This is a genomic window from Pseudomonas citronellolis (genome assembly GCF_001586155.1).
Classification (GTDB): Bacteria; Pseudomonadota; Gammaproteobacteria; order Pseudomonadales; family Pseudomonadaceae; genus Pseudomonas; species Pseudomonas citronellolis.
Genome location: NZ_CP014158.1, coordinates 4,868,517 through 4,883,014, shown reverse-complemented (window position 1 = coordinate 4,883,014; position 14,498 = coordinate 4,868,517). Strand labels below are relative to the sequence as shown.

Below are 14,498 nucleotides of genomic sequence, written 5' to 3'. Positions count from 1 at the left end.
GCGCCATGACCCCGGAAGTCGCCGTCGACCTGTTCCGCCAGGCACTCTGGCTGACCGCCATGATGGTCGCCATCCTGGTGCTGCCGAGCCTGCTGGTGGGCCTGGTGGTGGCCATGTTCCAGGCCGCCACGCAGATCAACGAGCAGACCCTGAGCTTCCTGCCGCGCCTGCTGGTGACCCTCGGCACCCTGATCGTCCTCGGCCCCTGGCTGGTGCGCGAGCTGATGGAGTACACCCAGGGCCTGATCACCAGTATCCCCACGCTGATCGGCTGATGCTGGAACTCACCAACGCGCAGATCGGCGCCTGGGTCGGCAGCTTCGTGCTGCCGCTGTTCCGCATCGCCGCGCTGCTGATGACCATGCCGATCTTCAGCAACCAGATGGTCCCGGCGCGGGTGCGCCTGTACCTGTCGCTGGCCATCGCCGTGGTGCTGGTGCCGACGCTGCCGCCGATGCCCCAGGTCGACGCCCTGAACCTGCGCGCCATGCTGCTGGTGGGCGAGCAGGTGCTGATCGGCGCCATGCTTGGCTTCACCCTGCAGCTGTTCTTCCATGTCTTCGTGGTCGCCGGGCAGTTGCTGTCGATGCAGATGGGCCTGGGCTTCGCCTCCACCGTGGACCCGGCCAACGGCATCTCGGTGCCGGTGATGGGGCAGTTCTTCAGCCTGCTGGTGACCCTGCTGTTCCTGGCCATGAACGGCCACCTGGTGGTGCTGGAGGTGATCGCCGAGAGCTTCGTCACCCTGCCGGTGGGCCAGGGCCTGTCGGGCGAGCACCTGTACACCGTGGCCGGCAAGCTCGGCTGGGTGCTCGGCGGCGGCCTGCTGATCGCCCTGCCGGCGGTCACCGCGCTGCTGGTGGTGAACCTAGCCTTCGGCGCCATGACCCGCGCCGCGCCGCAACTGAACATCTTCTCCATCGGCTTCCCGCTGACCCTGGTGATGGGCTTCATCATCGTCTGGATCGGCACCGCCGAAATCCTCTCGCAGTACCAGGACCTCGTCCGCGAGGCCCTGGCGCTGCTCCGTGAACTGGTGGGAGCGAGCTGATGGCGGAAAGCGAGAGCGGCCAGGACAAGACAGAGGAACCCACGGAGAAACGTCGCCGCGAGGCCCGCAAGAAAGGCCAGCTGCCGCGTTCCCGCGAGCTCAACACCCTCTCCGTGCTGATGGCCGGGGCCGGCGCGCTGCTGGTCTATGGCGCGCACCTGGCCGAGGTGCTGATGGGAGTGATGCGCAACAGCTTCGAGATGTCCCGCGAGACGGCGATGCGCAGCGAGAGCATGCTGCAATTGCTGGGCACCGCCGCGCGCGGGGCCGCCGAGGGGCTCTGGCCGATCCTGCTGGTGCTGCTCTGCGCCGCGCTGATCGGGCCCATCTCCCTGGGCGGCTGGCTGTTCTCCGGCGAGGCCCTGGCGCCCAAGTTCAGCCGCATGAACCCGCTGGAAGGGATCAAGCGGATGTTCTCCGCCAAGTCGGTGCTGGAGCTGTTCAAGGCGCTGATCAAGTTCGTCGTGGTGCTGGCGGTGGCGGTGCTGGTGCTGCGCTCGGACAAGGAAGCCCTGCTGGCGCTGCTGCACCAGCCGCTGCAGACGGCCATCGTGGAAAGCGTCAAGGTGGTGGGCTGGAGCTCCTTCTGGATGGCCTGCAGCCTGCTGCTGATCGCCGCCGTGGACGTGCCCTACCAGCTCTGGGACAACCGCCAGAAGCTGCTGATGACCAAGCAGGAAGTGCGCGACGAGTACAAGGACTCCGAGGGCAAGCCCGAGGTCAAGGCCAAGGTCCGCCGCCTGCAGCGCGAGATGGCGCAGCGGCGCATGATGCAGGCGGTGCCCGATGCCGACGTGGTGATCACCAACCCGACGCACTTCGCCGTGGCCCTGAAGTACGACGCCGCGGCCGGCGGCGCGCCGCGCCTGCTGGCCAAGGGCAACGACTTCCTCGCCCTGAAGATCCGCGAGGTGGCCCAGGAGCACAAGGTCACGGTGCTGGAGTCGCCGGCCCTGGCCCGTGCGGTCTACTACTCCACCGAGCTGGACCAGGAGATTCCCGCCGGCCTCTACCTGGCGGTGGCCCAGGTGCTGGCCTACGTCTACCAGCTCAGGCAGTTCCGCGCCGGCAAGGGCAAGCGCCCGGGGCCGATGCCCGACGTGCCCATCCCGCCGGACCTGCGCCGCGACGAGTGAGGCACCGCGTTCGTCGCCCGCCATTGACGGCTGCCGCTGGCGGCCTTCACTTTCACTTGAGGGCCGGTGGCGCGTGCCGTGGTACGACCTGAACGGAGTCGGACCACAACACGGGATTGCTGCCATGGCCAAGGTATTGCTGACCGCCGCGCTGCGCGGCGAATACGAACAACTCTTCAACAGCTGCCAGATCCGCCCGGCGCGCGCCGCCGAGGTGGAGGCGCTGGTCGAGCGCATCGAGGACAACCAGCCGCGCTACGCCGAGGTCGGCAAGGCCCTGGGCATCCCCTGGGGCTTCATCGGCGTGGTGCACTGCATGGAAAGCGGCTTGCGCTTCGACCGCCACCTGCACAACGGCGACCCGCTGACGGCGCGCACCGTGCAGGTGCCGGCGGGGCGGCCGAAGGAGGGCAAGCCGCCGTTCACCTGGGAGGAAAGCGCCGAGGACGCCCTGCGCCTGAAGCGCCTGGGCGCCGCCACCGACTGGAGCCTGGCCGGCACCCTCTACCAGCTGGAGGCCTACAACGGCTTCGGCTACCGGCTGTACCACCCCCACGTGCTCTCGCCCTACCTGTGGAGCTATTGCAACCACTACCAGAGCGGCAAGTACGTGCAGGACGGCACCTGGTCCGATAGCGCCCAATCCAGGCAGTGCGGCGCCGCGGTGCTGCTGCGGCGCATGGCCGAGCGCGGCCTGCTGGAGTTCGTCGACCAGCCCAAGCCGAGCGCGGCCCAGCCGCTGCTGGTGAACTACTCCATGAGCCTCTCCGAGGACGCCGCCGAGGTGCGCCGGGTGGAGGAACTGCAGACCTGGCTGAACAGCTTCCCGGGCGTCTTCGTCAAGATCGACGGGGTGCCCGGCAAGCGCACTTCCGAGGCCTGGCGCCTGGTCACCGGCGCCTACCTGCCGGGCGATCCGCGCGCGCGGCGGCGGGCGGCCGCCTGAGGCTCACCAGATGGGGATGCTGTAGTTGGCGATCAGGCGGTTCTCGTCCATGTCCGCGCCATGGCTGCTGCGCGCGGTCACGTTGCGCCAGCGCAGCGACAGCCCCTTGAGCGGCCCGTCCTGCAGGGTGTAGGCCAGGTCGCTGTCGCGCTCGTACTCGTGGCCGTCCCCCAGGCCCGCGCCACGGCGGATGTCGTCGCCGCGGGTGTAGCGGGTCATGAAGCTCAGGCCGGGAACGCCGAGGGAGGCGAAGTCGTAGTCGTAGCGCAGCTGCCAGGACTTCTCCCCCGGCTGGGTGAAGGTCTGGATGGTCATCAGGTTGTGCGAGTAGGGCGGGGTGTAGCCGTTGAGGGTGGGGAAGCCGTCGTCGCCGATCATTTTCTGGTAGGCCACGCCGATGGCGTGGGCGCCGGCGCGCAGGGTGAACATCATGCTCAGGTTGCGGTTGTCCACCGGGCCGGAGATGGCCTTGCCGTCGTCGTCGCTGTCGAAGTAGCGCAGGTCGCTGCGCAGCGACAGGCCCTCGGCCAGCGGCAGGGTGTGCACCAGGCCGTAGTAGTGCTGCTGGTAGATGTCCTTGAGCTGGCCGTAGAAGTAGCTGGCGGTCAGGTTCGGGGTGAAGGCGTAGCTGGCGCCGGCGAGGTTGAACTCGTCGCTGGCGAAGGCCTTGCTGCGGCCCATGATGTACATGTCGTCGTTGCCCGCCGACTCGCGGGTGCGCGACTTCCACAGCTGGCCGGCGGTGAGCGTCAGCTTGTCGATCTCGTTGGAGGTCAGCAGGGCGCCGTCGAAGGTCTGCGGCATCAGGCGCACGTCGTCGCGGAACACCACCGGCAGCTGCGGCTCCAGCAGGCCGATATTCAACTGCGTCTTCGAATAGCGCAGCTTGGCGGTCAGCCCGGCGTGGCTGTAGTCGTCCACCGGCTCGCGGGAGTTCGGCCCGAAGGGCAGGGTGCCGTCGCCGCTGCGCCCGCGCCCGGAATCGAGCTTGACGCCGAGCAGCCCGGTGGCGTCCAGGCCGAAGCCGATGGGGCCTTCGGTGAAGCCCGACTGCAGGCGCAGGACGAAGGCCTGGGACCAGTTGCCGGCCTGGGATTGCGCGGCGTTGTCCTGGCGGTAGTCGCGCAGCTGGTAGAAGTTGCGCAGGTCCAGGCGGCCGCTGCTGTCGTCGATGAAATCGGCCTGGGCGGCCAGCGGCAGCAGGCCGGTGGCCAACAGGCCGAGGCGGAACGGAATGCGCTTCTGAATGTGTGTGGCGGACATGCTCTTCCCCTTGTTGTTCTTGTTTTGTTCTTGTTCTTCGCTCCTCGGCGGGAGCGAGCGGGGAGAGGTTGTACCACATAATTAATTTGTTAACGATATGCCGGAGCAACCCGGAACTTTCCTCCTGCGGATCGGCCGTTTTCCGCGGAATGCGCGCCGTTGCCTGCTTGAGAAAGCCTTGAATCCCGCGTCTACAGGCCTTTCCTGGATATCCATTAACATTTTGTCACATTTGTGTGGATGGCAATCCGCCGCCTGATTCGTTGGGCGTATTGTTAAAATATTAACTATGTGCCTGAATCTAGCCCCCGGGCGCCGCCAGGTGTCCACCCGACGATAAGAACAACACCGAGGTAACGGCATGAAGAAATCCTCTTTCCTGGCCCTGCTGCTCGCCTGTGGCAGCCTGGCCCCGGCCGTGGCGGCCGAGCGCGTGACGCTGAAGATCGCGCACTTCCTCCCGGCCAGCTCCAATGCCCAGCAGCACGTCATCCAGCCCTGGTGCGACACCCTGGCCCGCGAGTCGGAGCAGCGCATCCAGTGCCAGATCTACCCCTCCATGCAGCTCGGCGGCACCCCGGGGCAACTGCCGGACCAGGTGCGCAACGGCGTGGTGGACATCGTCTGGACCGCTCCCGGCTACTCGCCCGGGCGCTTCCCGCGCAGCGAGGCGGTGGAGCTGCCGTTCATGCTGCCGGCCAACGGCGTGCAGGCCTCGAAGATCATCTGGCAGTTCTACCAGCAGGCCCTGCAGGAGGATTACAAGGGCTACCGCGTGCTGGCCCTGCACAGCGACGGCGGCATGCAGCTGCACACCACCGGCAAGGCCGTGCGCAGCCTGGAAGACTTCAAGGGCCTGAAGCTGCGCGCCTCCTCGCGCATGAGCGCACGCCTGGCCACCGGCCTGGGCGCGGCGCCGGTGAGCATGCCGGCGGCGCAGCTCACCGAGTCGCTGTCCAAGGGCGTGATCGACGGCGCCCTGGCCAGCTGGGAACTGATCCCGGCGCTGAAGCTCGACGAGGTGACGCAGCACCATACCGACGTGCCGGAAGGCCGCCCGACCTTCTCCATCACCCTGCTGGGCATGCTGATGAACCCGCGCAGCTACGAGCGCATGCCCGACGACCTCAAGGCGATCCTCGACCGCAACAGCGGCGACGCCCTGGTGCAGCGCTTCGGCGAAGCCTGGGAGAACGAACTGGCGCGGGCCCGCGACATGGTCGCCAGGGACAGCGTGGCCAGCTTCGAGCCGGCGGCCTACCAGAACCTGCGCGAGGCCGGCGACAAGGTCACCGCCGAGTGGGTGGCCGACGCCGAGGGCAAGGGCCTGGCGGGCGGGCAACTGGCCGACCGCCTGCGCGAGCTGTCCCGGGCCGCCGGCGTCGAGCTGTAAGGGGTGGCCGCGATGAGCGAGATGCTGTCCCTCGAAGGCGCCGTGCCGGCCCGCGGCAAGGGCCTGCCGGTGCGCCTGCTGGAATCCGTGGCGCAGGGCTTCGCCTATGCCGGCGGCGCCCTGCTGCTGGCCCTGGTGGGTATGTCCCTGGTGTCCATCGTCGGCCGCAAGCTGTGGTCGACGCCGGTCACCGGCGACATGGAGCTGCTGGAAATGGGCGCGGCGGTGGCCATCGCCGCCTTCCTGCCGCTGTGCGAGATGCGCAACAGCCACATCCGCGTGGAGATGTTCTCCAACTGGATGCCCCTGGCCGTGCGCCGCGGGCTCGATGCCGTGGCGCACCTGCTGTTCGCCGCGGTCGCCGCGGTGCTGGCCTGGCGCACCGGCCTGCAGGTGCTGGAGGCCCACGCCCACGAGGACAGCAGCACCCTGCTGGCGGTGCCGCACTGGATCCCCCTGGCGCTGGTGGTGCCGAGCCTGGCGCTGCTGTGCCTGTGTGCCCTGTGCCGCAGCCTGCTGGCGCTGCTGGAAGAAGGAGCCGGACGATGAGCGCAATGGCCCTGGGCCTGTGGATGTTCGCCGGCCTGCTGGCGATGCTGGTGTTGCGCGTGCAGGTCGGCGTGGCGATGTTCCTGGCCGGCGCGCTGTGCTTCCTGGTGATCAACCAGGGCGACCTCGGCGCCTTGCTCTATACCCTCAACAACCTCGCCTACGCGCGCCTGTCCAACTACGACCTGGCGGTGATCCCGCTGTTCGTGCTGATGGGCCAGTTCGCCACCCACGGCGGTCTGTCGAAGGCGCTGTTCCGCTGCGCCTCGGCCTTCATCGGCCACTGGCGCGGCGGCCTGGCGCTGTCGGCGGTGGGCGCCTGCGCCGGCTTCGGGGCGATCTGCGGCTCGTCCCTGGCCACCGCGGCGACCATGGGCCAGGTGGCCCTGCCGGAACTGGCGCGGCACAAGTACTCCGGGCGCCTGGCCACGGCCTCGGTGGCGGCCGGCGGCACCCTGGGCATCCTCATCCCGCCGTCGGTGCCGCTGATCATCTACGCGGTGCTGACCCAGGAATCCATCGCCAAGCTGTTCGTCGCCGCCATGCTGCCGGCGCTGGTCGCGGTGATCGGCTACATGCTGGTGATCCGCATCCAGGTCGCCCGCGACCCCGACGCCTGCCAGCCGGCGCCCAAGGCCAGCGGCCGCGAAAGGCTGGCGGCCTTCGTGCAGATCCTGCCGATCCTGGCGATCTTCCTGGTGGTGATCGTCGGCATCTACGGCGGCTGGGCCAACCCCACCGAGGCGGCCTCCATCGGCGCCGCGGCCTGCGGCCTGCTGGCGGCGCTGCGCGGCGGCATGCGCTGGGACGGCCTGGGCAAGAGCCTGACCGGCACCGCCGAGGCCAGCGCCATGATCTTCCTGGTGCTGCTGGGCGCCGACCTGCTCAACTCCGGCCTGGCGCTGACGCAGATGCCGGTGGAACTGGCCACCTGGGTCCGCGACAGCGGCCTGGCGCCGCTGCTGGTGCTGGCGGTGATCCTGCTGATCTACCTGCTGCTGGGCTGCGTGATGGACTCGCTGGCGATGATCCTGCTGACCATCCCGATCTTCTACCCGATGATCATGGGCCTGGAGTTCTTCGACCTGACGGCGGGGGAGAAGTCCATCTGGTTCGGCATCCTGGCGCTGATGGTGGTGGAGATCGGCCTGATCCACCCGCCATTGGGGATGAACCTGTTCATCGTCAACAAGCTGGCCAAGGACGTGCCCTACATGGAAACCGCCAGGGGCGTGCTGCCGTTCCTCGCCTCCGACCTGCTGCGCATCGTGCTGCTGGTGCTGGTGCCGGGGTTGTCGCTGTGGTTGTTGAGTTTCTGAGCCGAGCGTTCGTTCCGCACCTGTAGGAGCGGGCTCTGCCCGCGATTCGCGCGCAGGGCGCGCTCCTACGTGGGGTGGGTATGACATTCCATTGTAGGAGCGAGCTTGCTCGCGAATGGGGGGGTGCCGGGGGTATCGGTGTTTGGGGTTGACTCCGCTCCCTCTCCCTAACCCTCTCCCTGAAGGGAGAGGGGACCGTTGGGCAGGCGCTGGTGCTCTGGAGTTAGCCGGCAATACCGAAATCTACCGGCTGAAACCATTCCTCCTCTCGGCACGGACAAGCCCCCTCTCCCTTCAGGGAGAGGGCTGGGGAGAGGGCGCTCTCAAACCCAGCACCCGCGCCCCCGGCAAACTCCCCCACCCTCACCTCAATACGCAATACAAACCGACTTCCCCTCCGTGAACCCCTCGATCGCCGCCCGTCCGAACTCCCGTCCCAGCCCCGACTGCTTGTAGCCGCCGAACGGCAGGTTGGGGTCCACCGGCACGTGGTTGTTGACCCACACCGTGCCCGCCTCGATCCGCGGGATCAGGTCCATCACCCGGCCCAGGTCGTTGCTCCAGATGCTTGCCGCCAGGCCGTAGGGGTTGTCGTTGATCTGCGCCACGGCGGCGTCGAGGTCGTCGTAGCTCAGCACCGAGAGCACCGGGCCGAAGATTTCCTCGCGGGCGCAGGTCATGCCGGCGTTCACCCCGGCCAGCACCGTCGGTTCGACGTAGTAGCCGGGCAGGTCCGGGCGGCCTCCGCCGCAGACGAATTGCGCGCCCTGTTCGCGGGCCAGGGCCAGGTGGCGCAGCACGCTGTCCTGCTGGCGGCGCGAGACCAGCGGGTTGACCTGGGCCTGCGGGTCCAGGCCCGGGCCGATGCTCAGCTTGCCCACCTGTTCGCCCAGGCGCTCGACGAACTCGGCGTGGCGGCTGGCGTGGACGAACAGCCGCGAGGCCGCCGCGCAGACCTGGCCCTGGTTCAGCAGGCCGCCGCCGATGGCGCCGGCGATGGCCTTGTCCAGGTCGGCGTCGGGCAGCACCAGCATGGGGTTCTTGCCGCCCAGTTCGAGGGTGAAGCGCGTCATGTTCTGCAGGGCCGCGCCGCCCACCAGCTTGCCCACCGCGGTGGAGCCGGTGAAGGACACCTTGTTCAGCAGCGGGTGCGCCACCAGCGCCGCGCCGGCCTCGGCGCCGCCGAGCAGGACGTTGAAGACGCCGGCGGGGATGCCCGCCTCGATGGCCAGCTCGGCCACCCGCAGTGCGGTCAGCGGCGTCTCGTCGGCCGGCTTGATGACGATGGCGCAGCCGCAGGCCAGGGCCGGCATGACCTTCCACAGGGCGATCATCAGCGGGAAGTTCCACGGCACTATGCCGGCCACCACGCCCACCGGTTCGCGCCGGGTGTAGGCGGAAAAGCGCGCGCCGGCCGGCATCGGGATGGACACGTCCAGCGTCTGCCCCTCGATCTTGGTGGCCCAGCCGGCCATGTAGCGCATGTAGCCGAGGGCGGCGCCGACCTCGATGGCCCGGGCGATGTGGATCGACTTGCCCTGCTCCAGGCTTTCCAGCTGCGCCAGTTCCTCGGTGTGGCGCTCCACCAGTTCGGCAAAGCGCAGCAGCAGGCGCTCCCGCTCGCTCGGCGCCAGGCCGCTCCAGATGCCGGAGCGGAAGGCGCGGTGGGCCGACTGCACGCAGGCGTCCACCTGCTCCAGGTCGGCCAGGCGCACTTCGGCCAGGGGGCTGTCGTCGGCGGGGTTGCGCAGGGTGCGGCGGGCGTCGCCGCGCGGCGTGCGCTGTTCGCCGTCGATGAAGGAGGCGTGGGCGCGGGCGAGATAGGCCTGCACCTCCGGGAGGATCGGGATCAGCGGGCTGGACATGGGCAACTCCTGGGCTGCGATGGTCGATGGCCCAGGCTAGCCGCGGCGCGCGCCGGCGGCTTGTCCGAGCCTGCCAGGCGGGCATGACCGCGGCTGCCCGCCTGGCAGCCATGGACAAGTCCGCCGGCAAGCCTGGGCAAGACGCCAGCAGGCGCCGGGCGCAGAGTGTCGGCCAGGCCCCATCGTGCCGCCCCTGCCTAAGCCACAACAAACCAGAACATCTGCTTAGAGGCCCACCACCATGTCCATCCAGCAGCAGCTCGACGCGCACCTCAAGCGCGGCACTGTCGGTTTTCCCACCGCCCTGGCCAGCACCATCGGCCTGATCATGGCCAGCCCGGTCATCCTCACCGCCACCATGGGCTTCGGCATCGGCGGCAGCGCCTTCGCCGCGGCCATGGTGATCGCCGTGCTGATGATGCTGGCGCAGTCCACCACCTTCGCCGAGGCGGCCTCGATCCTGCCCACCAGCGGCTCGGTGTACGACTACATCTCCTGCGGCATGGGGCGCTTCTTCGCCATCACCGGGACCATCGCCGCCTACCTGATCGTCCACGTCTTCGCCGGCACCGCCGAGACCATCCTTTCCGGGGTGATGGCGCTGGTGAACTTCGAGCACCTCAACACCCTGGCCGAGTCCGCCGGCGGCTCCTGGCTGCTAGGCGTGGGCTTCGTGGTGGTGTTCGGCATCCTCAACGTGTTCGGCGTCAACGCCTTCGGCCGCGCCGAGGTGGTGCTGACCTTCGGCATGTGGAGCACCCTGATGGTGTTCGGCGTGCTCGGCCTGCTGGCCGCCCCGGCGGTACAGCTGGACGGCTGGTTCGGCGCCTCGCTGGTGGGCACCGACCTGCAGACCATCCTCTCGCTGGTGGGCATGGCCATGTTCATGTTCGTCGGCTGCGAGTTCGTCACCCCGCTGGCGCCGGATTTGCGCAACTCCGCCAAGGTGATGCCGCGGGCCATGGCCCTGGGCCTGTTCGGCGTGGCCTCGTGCATGTTCATCTACGGCGCGGCGATGAAGCGCCAGGTGGAGAACGTGCTGCTCGACCCGGCCGCCGGCGTGCACCTGCTGGACACGCCCATGGCCATCCCGCGCTTCGCCGAGCAGGTGATGGGCCAGGTCGGCCCGCTGTGGCTGGGCGTGGGCTTCCTGTTCGCCGGCGCAGCCACCATCAACACCCTGATGGCCGGCGTGCCGCGCATCATGTACGGCATGGCCGTGGATGGCGCGCTGCCCAAGTGCTTCGCCTACCTGCAGCCGCGCTTCAAGACGCCGGTGCTGTGCATCCTGGTGGCGGTGCTGATCCCCTGCCTGCACGCCCTGTGGCTGCGCGGCAACACCGACCACATCATGAACCTGGTGCTGGCCGCGGTCTGCGCCTGGAGCACCGCCTACCTGCTGGTGACCCTCTCCGTGGTGCTGCTGCGCATCCGCCGCCCGGACCTGCCGCGGGCCTACCGCTCGCCGCTGTTCCCGCTGCCGCAGATCGTCTCCAGCGTCGGCATCCTCATCGGCATGTGGTACATCACCCCGCCGGGAATGAACCCCGCCGACATCTACGTGCCCTTCGCCGTGATGCTCGGCCTCACCGCCGCCTACGCGCTGGTCTGGACCCTGCTGGTGCAGAAGGTCAACCCGTTCCGCCCGGTGCCGGTGGAAGAGGTGCTGGAGAAGGAGTTCCGCGCCGAACCCGGCATCCATTCCAGCGAGTTCTACGGCCATGCTTCCAAGGCTGTCTGACTGGCTGCGCCGGCCGCCCTCGGGCTACCGCCCGGGGGTGACCCTGGAGCAGGCCCGGCGCAACCTCGGCGGCCTGGCCTTCGAAGCGCTGGAGCCCGGCGCCGGGCGCTTCAGCACGGTGGACGGCGGGTTGGTGTTCGAGCTGCGCGAGCGGCCCCAGGCGCAGTTCCTCATGCACCTGGTGCTCACCGAGTTCGTCGTCGAAGGGCCGGCGGCATACTCCGGCGAGGCGCGCTTCGAACTGCGCCACCAGGGTGTGCTGCGGCGCCAGGGCGTGGAATGCCGCCAGCGTGCCGGCGACCCGGCGCTGGGCACGCGCCTGGCCGAGCGCCTGGCGGCCGACGAGCACCTGCAACGGGCGCTGCCGCCGCTGGACTTCAAGCGCCTGGAACTGGAGTTCGGCGCCGGGCGCTGGCGCATCCGCCTGGAACATATGGCCGCCAGCGAGGTGGTCAACCGCCTGCCCAGCTTCCGCCGCTACCTGCGCCTGGAGCGCGAACAGCGCGACCACCTGCTGCGCGCGCTGTTCCACCTGGGGCGCCTGCTCGGCGAGCTCTGAGCGCGGCGTTCGTTTACAGGTTATCCACGTCCCCTGGCATGCCAGCTGCATAGGAAACGGCTGTCAGAAATTCGTTGCGGGCATTTCGATAACATGTTAACTGTTTCGCGACAACAACAACGCCACCCCACGGAGGTGCGTATGCAAGCCCATCATGCCGCCCAGGTCGGGCTGGAAGGCTGGAGCGCGGCGCTGCGCTCCATCTGCGGTCAGTTCGAGACGCAGCTGGCCTTCAGTCGTTCGCTGTTCATCGGCGAGATCCACGCGCAATCGCACTCCGGCCTGACCATGGCGCACCTGCGCACCAATGCCGGGCTGATCGCCCGCAAGCGCCTCAATGCGGACCAGGACGACGACCGCCACTGCTTCCTGATCAGCCAGCGCAGCGGCTTCTCCCAGGTCAGCCAGAACGGCGTGGACATCCAACTGGCCCCCGGCGAGCTGCTGCTGATGGATTCGGTGGGCAGCTGCGAGATCACCCCCTTCGGCCTCATCGAGCACGCCTCCCTGCACCTGCCGCGCGCGGCGCTGGACAAGGTGCTGCCCGGGCGCAGCAAGTTCGGCAAGGTCTCCGCCGCCTGCGCCAGCGGGCGCATGTTGCACCTGCTGGTGGACCAGCTGTGCCGCGAGTCCGGCTCGAACCCCGCCGGCGCCGAACGCGAGGCCCTGGAGAACGCCTTCATCGCGCTCCTGCCCACGGCCCTCGGCAGCCACGGCGAGACGCCCGGCAGCGAGGCGCTGCAGGGCGGCAACCTGCGCAGCTACGTGCAGAAGGTCATCGACGAATCCCTCACCCAGCCGGGCCTGAACCCCCAGGGTCTGGCGCAGCGCCTGAACATCTCGGTGCGCCACCTGTACCGCCTGTTCGAGGAACAGGGCGACAGCGTCTGCCGCTACATCCAGCGCGCGCGCCTGCAGCGCAGCGCCGACGACCTGGCCAACCCCATCCTGCGCGGCGAGTCGATCACCACCATCGCCTACAAATGGGGCTTCACCGACTCGGCGCACTTCAGCCGCGCCTTCAAGAAGCACTTCGAGCGCTCGCCCAAGGACTACCGCGCCAGCGCCCTGAGCGTGGCCTGAGTCAGAGCAGCTGGTCGATGAGCACGGCGTTGCTGTAGATCAGGCTGCCGTCGCTGGCGCGGTGGCCCACCAGGTGGAAGTGGCCGCGTTCCTCCTGGTCCAGGTAGACGCGCATCCGGCAGTCGGACAGCGGGCCGTAGCCCTCGGGCAGGTCCAGTTCCAGGGTGCTCATGTCGACGTCCACCCAGGCCTCGCGCTCGTGGGTGCGCTGCAGTTCCTCCTCGGCGTCTTCCAGGTGCCGGCGGTCGGTGCCGCTGAGGTAGAAGTGGATGTCCTCGATGGGCATGGACTTGGCGTCGGGGTCGGGCTTGTACCAACCTTCGATGGTCAGGGTGCTCATGGCGTGGCCTCCAGTTCTTCGTCGGCCGGCACGGATGCCCGGCCTTCTCCTGGATTGGACCACGGGTTCGCCGGGCTTTCTTCCACGCCTGGACAAACGGATCGGCGGCCGCCGCGGGTGCGCCGGCCGCCGATGGCTCAGGCCGCCAGTTGCCGCGCCAGGTCCCGCACGCGCTGGTGGAGGAAGGCCGCCACCTCGCTGCCCGGTTGCTGCAGGCCGAGGAATTCCAGCAGCGGGTCTTCCACCGCGGTGCGGATACCGCTCAGTTCCTCCAGCACCGCCAGGCCGCAGAAGGGTACGTAGGCTTCGGCGTAGCCGCCCTCGTGGACCAGCACCAGGCGCCCGTCGCAGAGCTGCTCGGTGGCTTCGCGCAGGCGCGCGGTCATGGCGCGGAACGAGCCGCTGTGCAGCAGCATGCGCGCCAGCGGGTCCACGGCGTTGGCGTCGTAGCCGCAGGCGACGATGATCAGTTGCGGGCGGAAGCGCCGCAGGGCCGGCAGGACGATTTCGTCCAGCGCCTGCAGGTAGGCGTCGTGGCCGCTGCCGGCGGGCAGCGGGACGTTCAGGTTGGCGCCCAGGCCGGCGCCGCGGCCGCGATCGGCGACGCCGCCGTAGCCGGGCGGGAAGCAGTTCTCCTGGTGCAGCGAGACGCTCAGCACGTCGCCGCGCTCCTCGTAGATGGCCTGGGTGCCGTTGCCGTGGTGCACGTCCCAGTCCACCACCGCCACCCGCTCGATGCCGTGCCGCGCCCTGGCCGCCTCGATGGCGATGGGGATGTTGGCCAGCATGCAGAAGCCCATGGCCTGGTCGGCCAGGCAGTGGTGGCCCGGCGGGCGCGACAGCGAGTAGGCGTTGTCCGCCTCGCCGCGCAGCACGCAGTCCACCGCGGCCATGGCCAGGCCGGCGGAGAGCCGGGCGATCTCGTAGCTGCCCGGGCCGATGGGCGCGTGGTCGCCCAGCTCGCCGCCGCCGGCGTCGCTCAGGGCCTTGAAGCGCTGCAGGTAGTGCTCCGGGTGGACGCGCAGCAGGTCCTGCTCGCTGGCCGGCTCGGCGCTGCGCAGGTCCAGCTGGCGGGTGAGGCCGGAAACGTCCATCAGGTTCTTCAGGCGCCGTTTGCTTTCCGGCGACTCGGCATGGCCGCCGCCGGCCGGCGGCTGCACCCAGCCGCCCACGGGCAGGAACAGGGCATGCTGGCTGGCGCTGTGCCAGAGGCTCAGTTCATCGAAGAAGAACGCGGTGCGTCGGGTCATGGA

The 14,498-nt window shown here is 69.1% G+C and carries 14 protein-coding genes; 10 read left to right on the top strand and 4 right to left on the bottom strand.

Translation table 11 applies throughout. The features are described from left to right. Positions 1 to 5: 5 nt before the first annotated feature. From fliQ to PcP3B5_RS21195, 4 genes are all read left to right on the top strand, one after another. A complete protein-coding gene (gene fliQ, locus PcP3B5_RS21210; protein ID WP_009621633.1) occupies positions 6 to 275 on the top strand; it encodes a flagellar biosynthesis protein FliQ in 270 nt (89 codons plus the stop codon). Then, positions 275 to 1,051: a flagellar biosynthetic protein FliR gene (gene fliR, locus PcP3B5_RS21205; RefSeq protein WP_061562327.1), complete on the top strand. Its 777-nt coding sequence runs from the start codon at positions 275 to 277 to the stop codon at positions 1,049 to 1,051. Before fliQ ends, fliR begins: the two co-directional genes overlap by 1 nt. Next, positions 1,051 to 2,187, top strand: coding sequence for a flagellar biosynthesis protein FlhB (gene flhB, locus PcP3B5_RS21200; protein ID WP_061562326.1), 1,137 nt, complete (start codon positions 1,051 to 1,053; stop codon positions 2,185 to 2,187). The genes fliR and flhB overlap by 1 nt, the downstream gene beginning before the upstream one ends. Before the next feature lie 124 nt (positions 2,188 to 2,311). Next, complete coding sequence (locus PcP3B5_RS21195; protein WP_043270824.1) at positions 2,312 to 3,133, top strand: hypothetical protein; 822 nt, start codon at positions 2,312 to 2,314, stop codon at positions 3,131 to 3,133. Positions 3,134 to 3,136: 3 nt separating this feature from the next. Here the strand turns inward: PcP3B5_RS21195 and PcP3B5_RS21190 are convergent, their stop codons facing one another. After that, positions 3,137 to 4,396 carry an OprD family porin gene (locus PcP3B5_RS21190; RefSeq protein ID WP_061562325.1) on the bottom strand — a complete coding sequence of 420 codons (1,260 nt, stop codon included), beginning with the start codon at positions 4,394 to 4,396 and terminating at the stop codon, positions 3,137 to 3,139. Positions 4,397 to 4,757: 361 nt separating this feature from the next. Between PcP3B5_RS21190 and PcP3B5_RS21185 the strand changes: the two genes are divergently transcribed. The 3 genes from PcP3B5_RS21185 to PcP3B5_RS21175 are packed head-to-tail and all read left to right on the top strand — an operon-like array spanning position 4,758 to position 7,657. Next, on the top strand, positions 4,758 to 5,789 hold the full coding sequence (locus tag PcP3B5_RS21185; protein WP_061562324.1) for a TRAP transporter substrate-binding protein: 1,032 nt from the start codon (positions 4,758 to 4,760) through the stop codon (positions 5,787 to 5,789). Between the two features lie 12 nt (positions 5,790 to 5,801). Continuing rightward, on the top strand, positions 5,802 to 6,338 hold the full coding sequence (locus PcP3B5_RS21180; RefSeq protein ID WP_061562323.1) for a TRAP transporter small permease: 537 nt from the start codon (positions 5,802 to 5,804) through the stop codon (positions 6,336 to 6,338). Beyond that, entirely contained in the window at positions 6,335 to 7,657 is a 1,323-nt protein-coding gene (locus tag PcP3B5_RS21175) for a TRAP transporter large permease (protein WP_061562322.1), read from the top strand. Before PcP3B5_RS21180 ends, PcP3B5_RS21175 begins: the two co-directional genes overlap by 4 nt. Positions 7,658 to 8,025: 368 nt before the next feature. Here the strand turns inward: PcP3B5_RS21175 and PcP3B5_RS21170 are convergent, their stop codons facing one another. Further along, positions 8,026 to 9,522, bottom strand: coding sequence for an aldehyde dehydrogenase family protein (locus PcP3B5_RS21170; protein ID WP_061562321.1), 1,497 nt, complete (start codon positions 9,520 to 9,522; stop codon positions 8,026 to 8,028). Between the two features lie 241 nt (positions 9,523 to 9,763). Between PcP3B5_RS21170 and PcP3B5_RS21165 the strand changes: the two genes are divergently transcribed. From PcP3B5_RS21165 to feaR, 3 genes are all read left to right on the top strand, one after another. Then, positions 9,764 to 11,263, top strand: coding sequence for an APC family permease (locus PcP3B5_RS21165; RefSeq protein ID WP_043314781.1), 1,500 nt, complete (start codon positions 9,764 to 9,766; stop codon positions 11,261 to 11,263). Beyond that, complete coding sequence (locus PcP3B5_RS21160) at positions 11,244 to 11,822, top strand: DUF3156 family protein (RefSeq protein ID WP_043314780.1); 579 nt, start codon at positions 11,244 to 11,246, stop codon at positions 11,820 to 11,822. The genes PcP3B5_RS21165 and PcP3B5_RS21160 overlap by 20 nt, the downstream gene beginning before the upstream one ends. 141 nt (positions 11,823 to 11,963) lie before the next feature. Continuing rightward, positions 11,964 to 12,905: a transcriptional regulator FeaR gene (feaR, locus tag PcP3B5_RS21155; RefSeq protein ID WP_043314779.1), complete on the top strand. Its 942-nt coding sequence runs from the start codon at positions 11,964 to 11,966 to the stop codon at positions 12,903 to 12,905. A 1-nt stretch (position 12,906) separates the two neighbouring features. Here the strand turns inward: feaR and PcP3B5_RS21150 are convergent, their stop codons facing one another. Both PcP3B5_RS21150 and PcP3B5_RS21145 read right to left on the bottom strand, forming a co-directional pair. Then, complete coding sequence (locus PcP3B5_RS21150) at positions 12,907 to 13,245, bottom strand: hypothetical protein (protein ID WP_009621654.1); 339 nt, start codon at positions 13,243 to 13,245, stop codon at positions 12,907 to 12,909. Between the two features lie 137 nt (positions 13,246 to 13,382). Then, complete coding sequence (locus tag PcP3B5_RS21145) at positions 13,383 to 14,495, bottom strand: class II histone deacetylase (protein ID WP_043314778.1); 1,113 nt, start codon at positions 14,493 to 14,495, stop codon at positions 13,383 to 13,385. Positions 14,496 to 14,498: the final 3 nt, after the last annotated feature.

What these genes read in the sequence shown, in the direction of transcription:
- fliQ (WP_009621633.1), top strand. Translation starts at nt 6, where the DNA reads ATGACCCCGGAAGTCGCCGTCGACCTGTTCCGCCAGGCACTCTGGCTG.
- fliR (WP_061562327.1), top strand. Translation starts at nt 275, where the DNA reads ATGCTGGAACTCACCAACGCGCAGATCGGCGCCTGGGTCGGCAGCTTC.
- flhB (WP_061562326.1), top strand. Translation starts at nt 1,051, where the DNA reads ATGGCGGAAAGCGAGAGCGGCCAGGACAAGACAGAGGAACCCACGGAG.
- PcP3B5_RS21195 (WP_043270824.1), top strand. Translation starts at nt 2,312, where the DNA reads ATGGCCAAGGTATTGCTGACCGCCGCGCTGCGCGGCGAATACGAACAA.
- PcP3B5_RS21190 (WP_061562325.1), bottom strand. Translation starts at nt 4,396, where the DNA reads ATGTCCGCCACACACATTCAGAAGCGCATTCCGTTCCGCCTCGGCCTG.
- PcP3B5_RS21185 (WP_061562324.1), top strand. Translation starts at nt 4,758, where the DNA reads ATGAAGAAATCCTCTTTCCTGGCCCTGCTGCTCGCCTGTGGCAGCCTG.
- PcP3B5_RS21180 (WP_061562323.1), top strand. Translation starts at nt 5,802, where the DNA reads ATGAGCGAGATGCTGTCCCTCGAAGGCGCCGTGCCGGCCCGCGGCAAG.
- PcP3B5_RS21175 (WP_061562322.1), top strand. Translation starts at nt 6,335, where the DNA reads ATGAGCGCAATGGCCCTGGGCCTGTGGATGTTCGCCGGCCTGCTGGCG.
- PcP3B5_RS21170 (WP_061562321.1), bottom strand. Translation starts at nt 9,522, where the DNA reads ATGTCCAGCCCGCTGATCCCGATCCTCCCGGAGGTGCAGGCCTATCTC.
- PcP3B5_RS21165 (WP_043314781.1), top strand. Translation starts at nt 9,764, where the DNA reads ATGTCCATCCAGCAGCAGCTCGACGCGCACCTCAAGCGCGGCACTGTC.
- PcP3B5_RS21160 (WP_043314780.1), top strand. Translation starts at nt 11,244, where the DNA reads ATGCTTCCAAGGCTGTCTGACTGGCTGCGCCGGCCGCCCTCGGGCTAC.
- feaR (WP_043314779.1), top strand. Translation starts at nt 11,964, where the DNA reads ATGCAAGCCCATCATGCCGCCCAGGTCGGGCTGGAAGGCTGGAGCGCG.
- PcP3B5_RS21150 (WP_009621654.1), bottom strand. Translation starts at nt 13,245, where the DNA reads ATGAGCACCCTGACCATCGAAGGTTGGTACAAGCCCGACCCCGACGCC.
- PcP3B5_RS21145 (WP_043314778.1), bottom strand. Translation starts at nt 14,495, where the DNA reads ATGACCCGACGCACCGCGTTCTTCTTCGATGAACTGAGCCTCTGGCAC.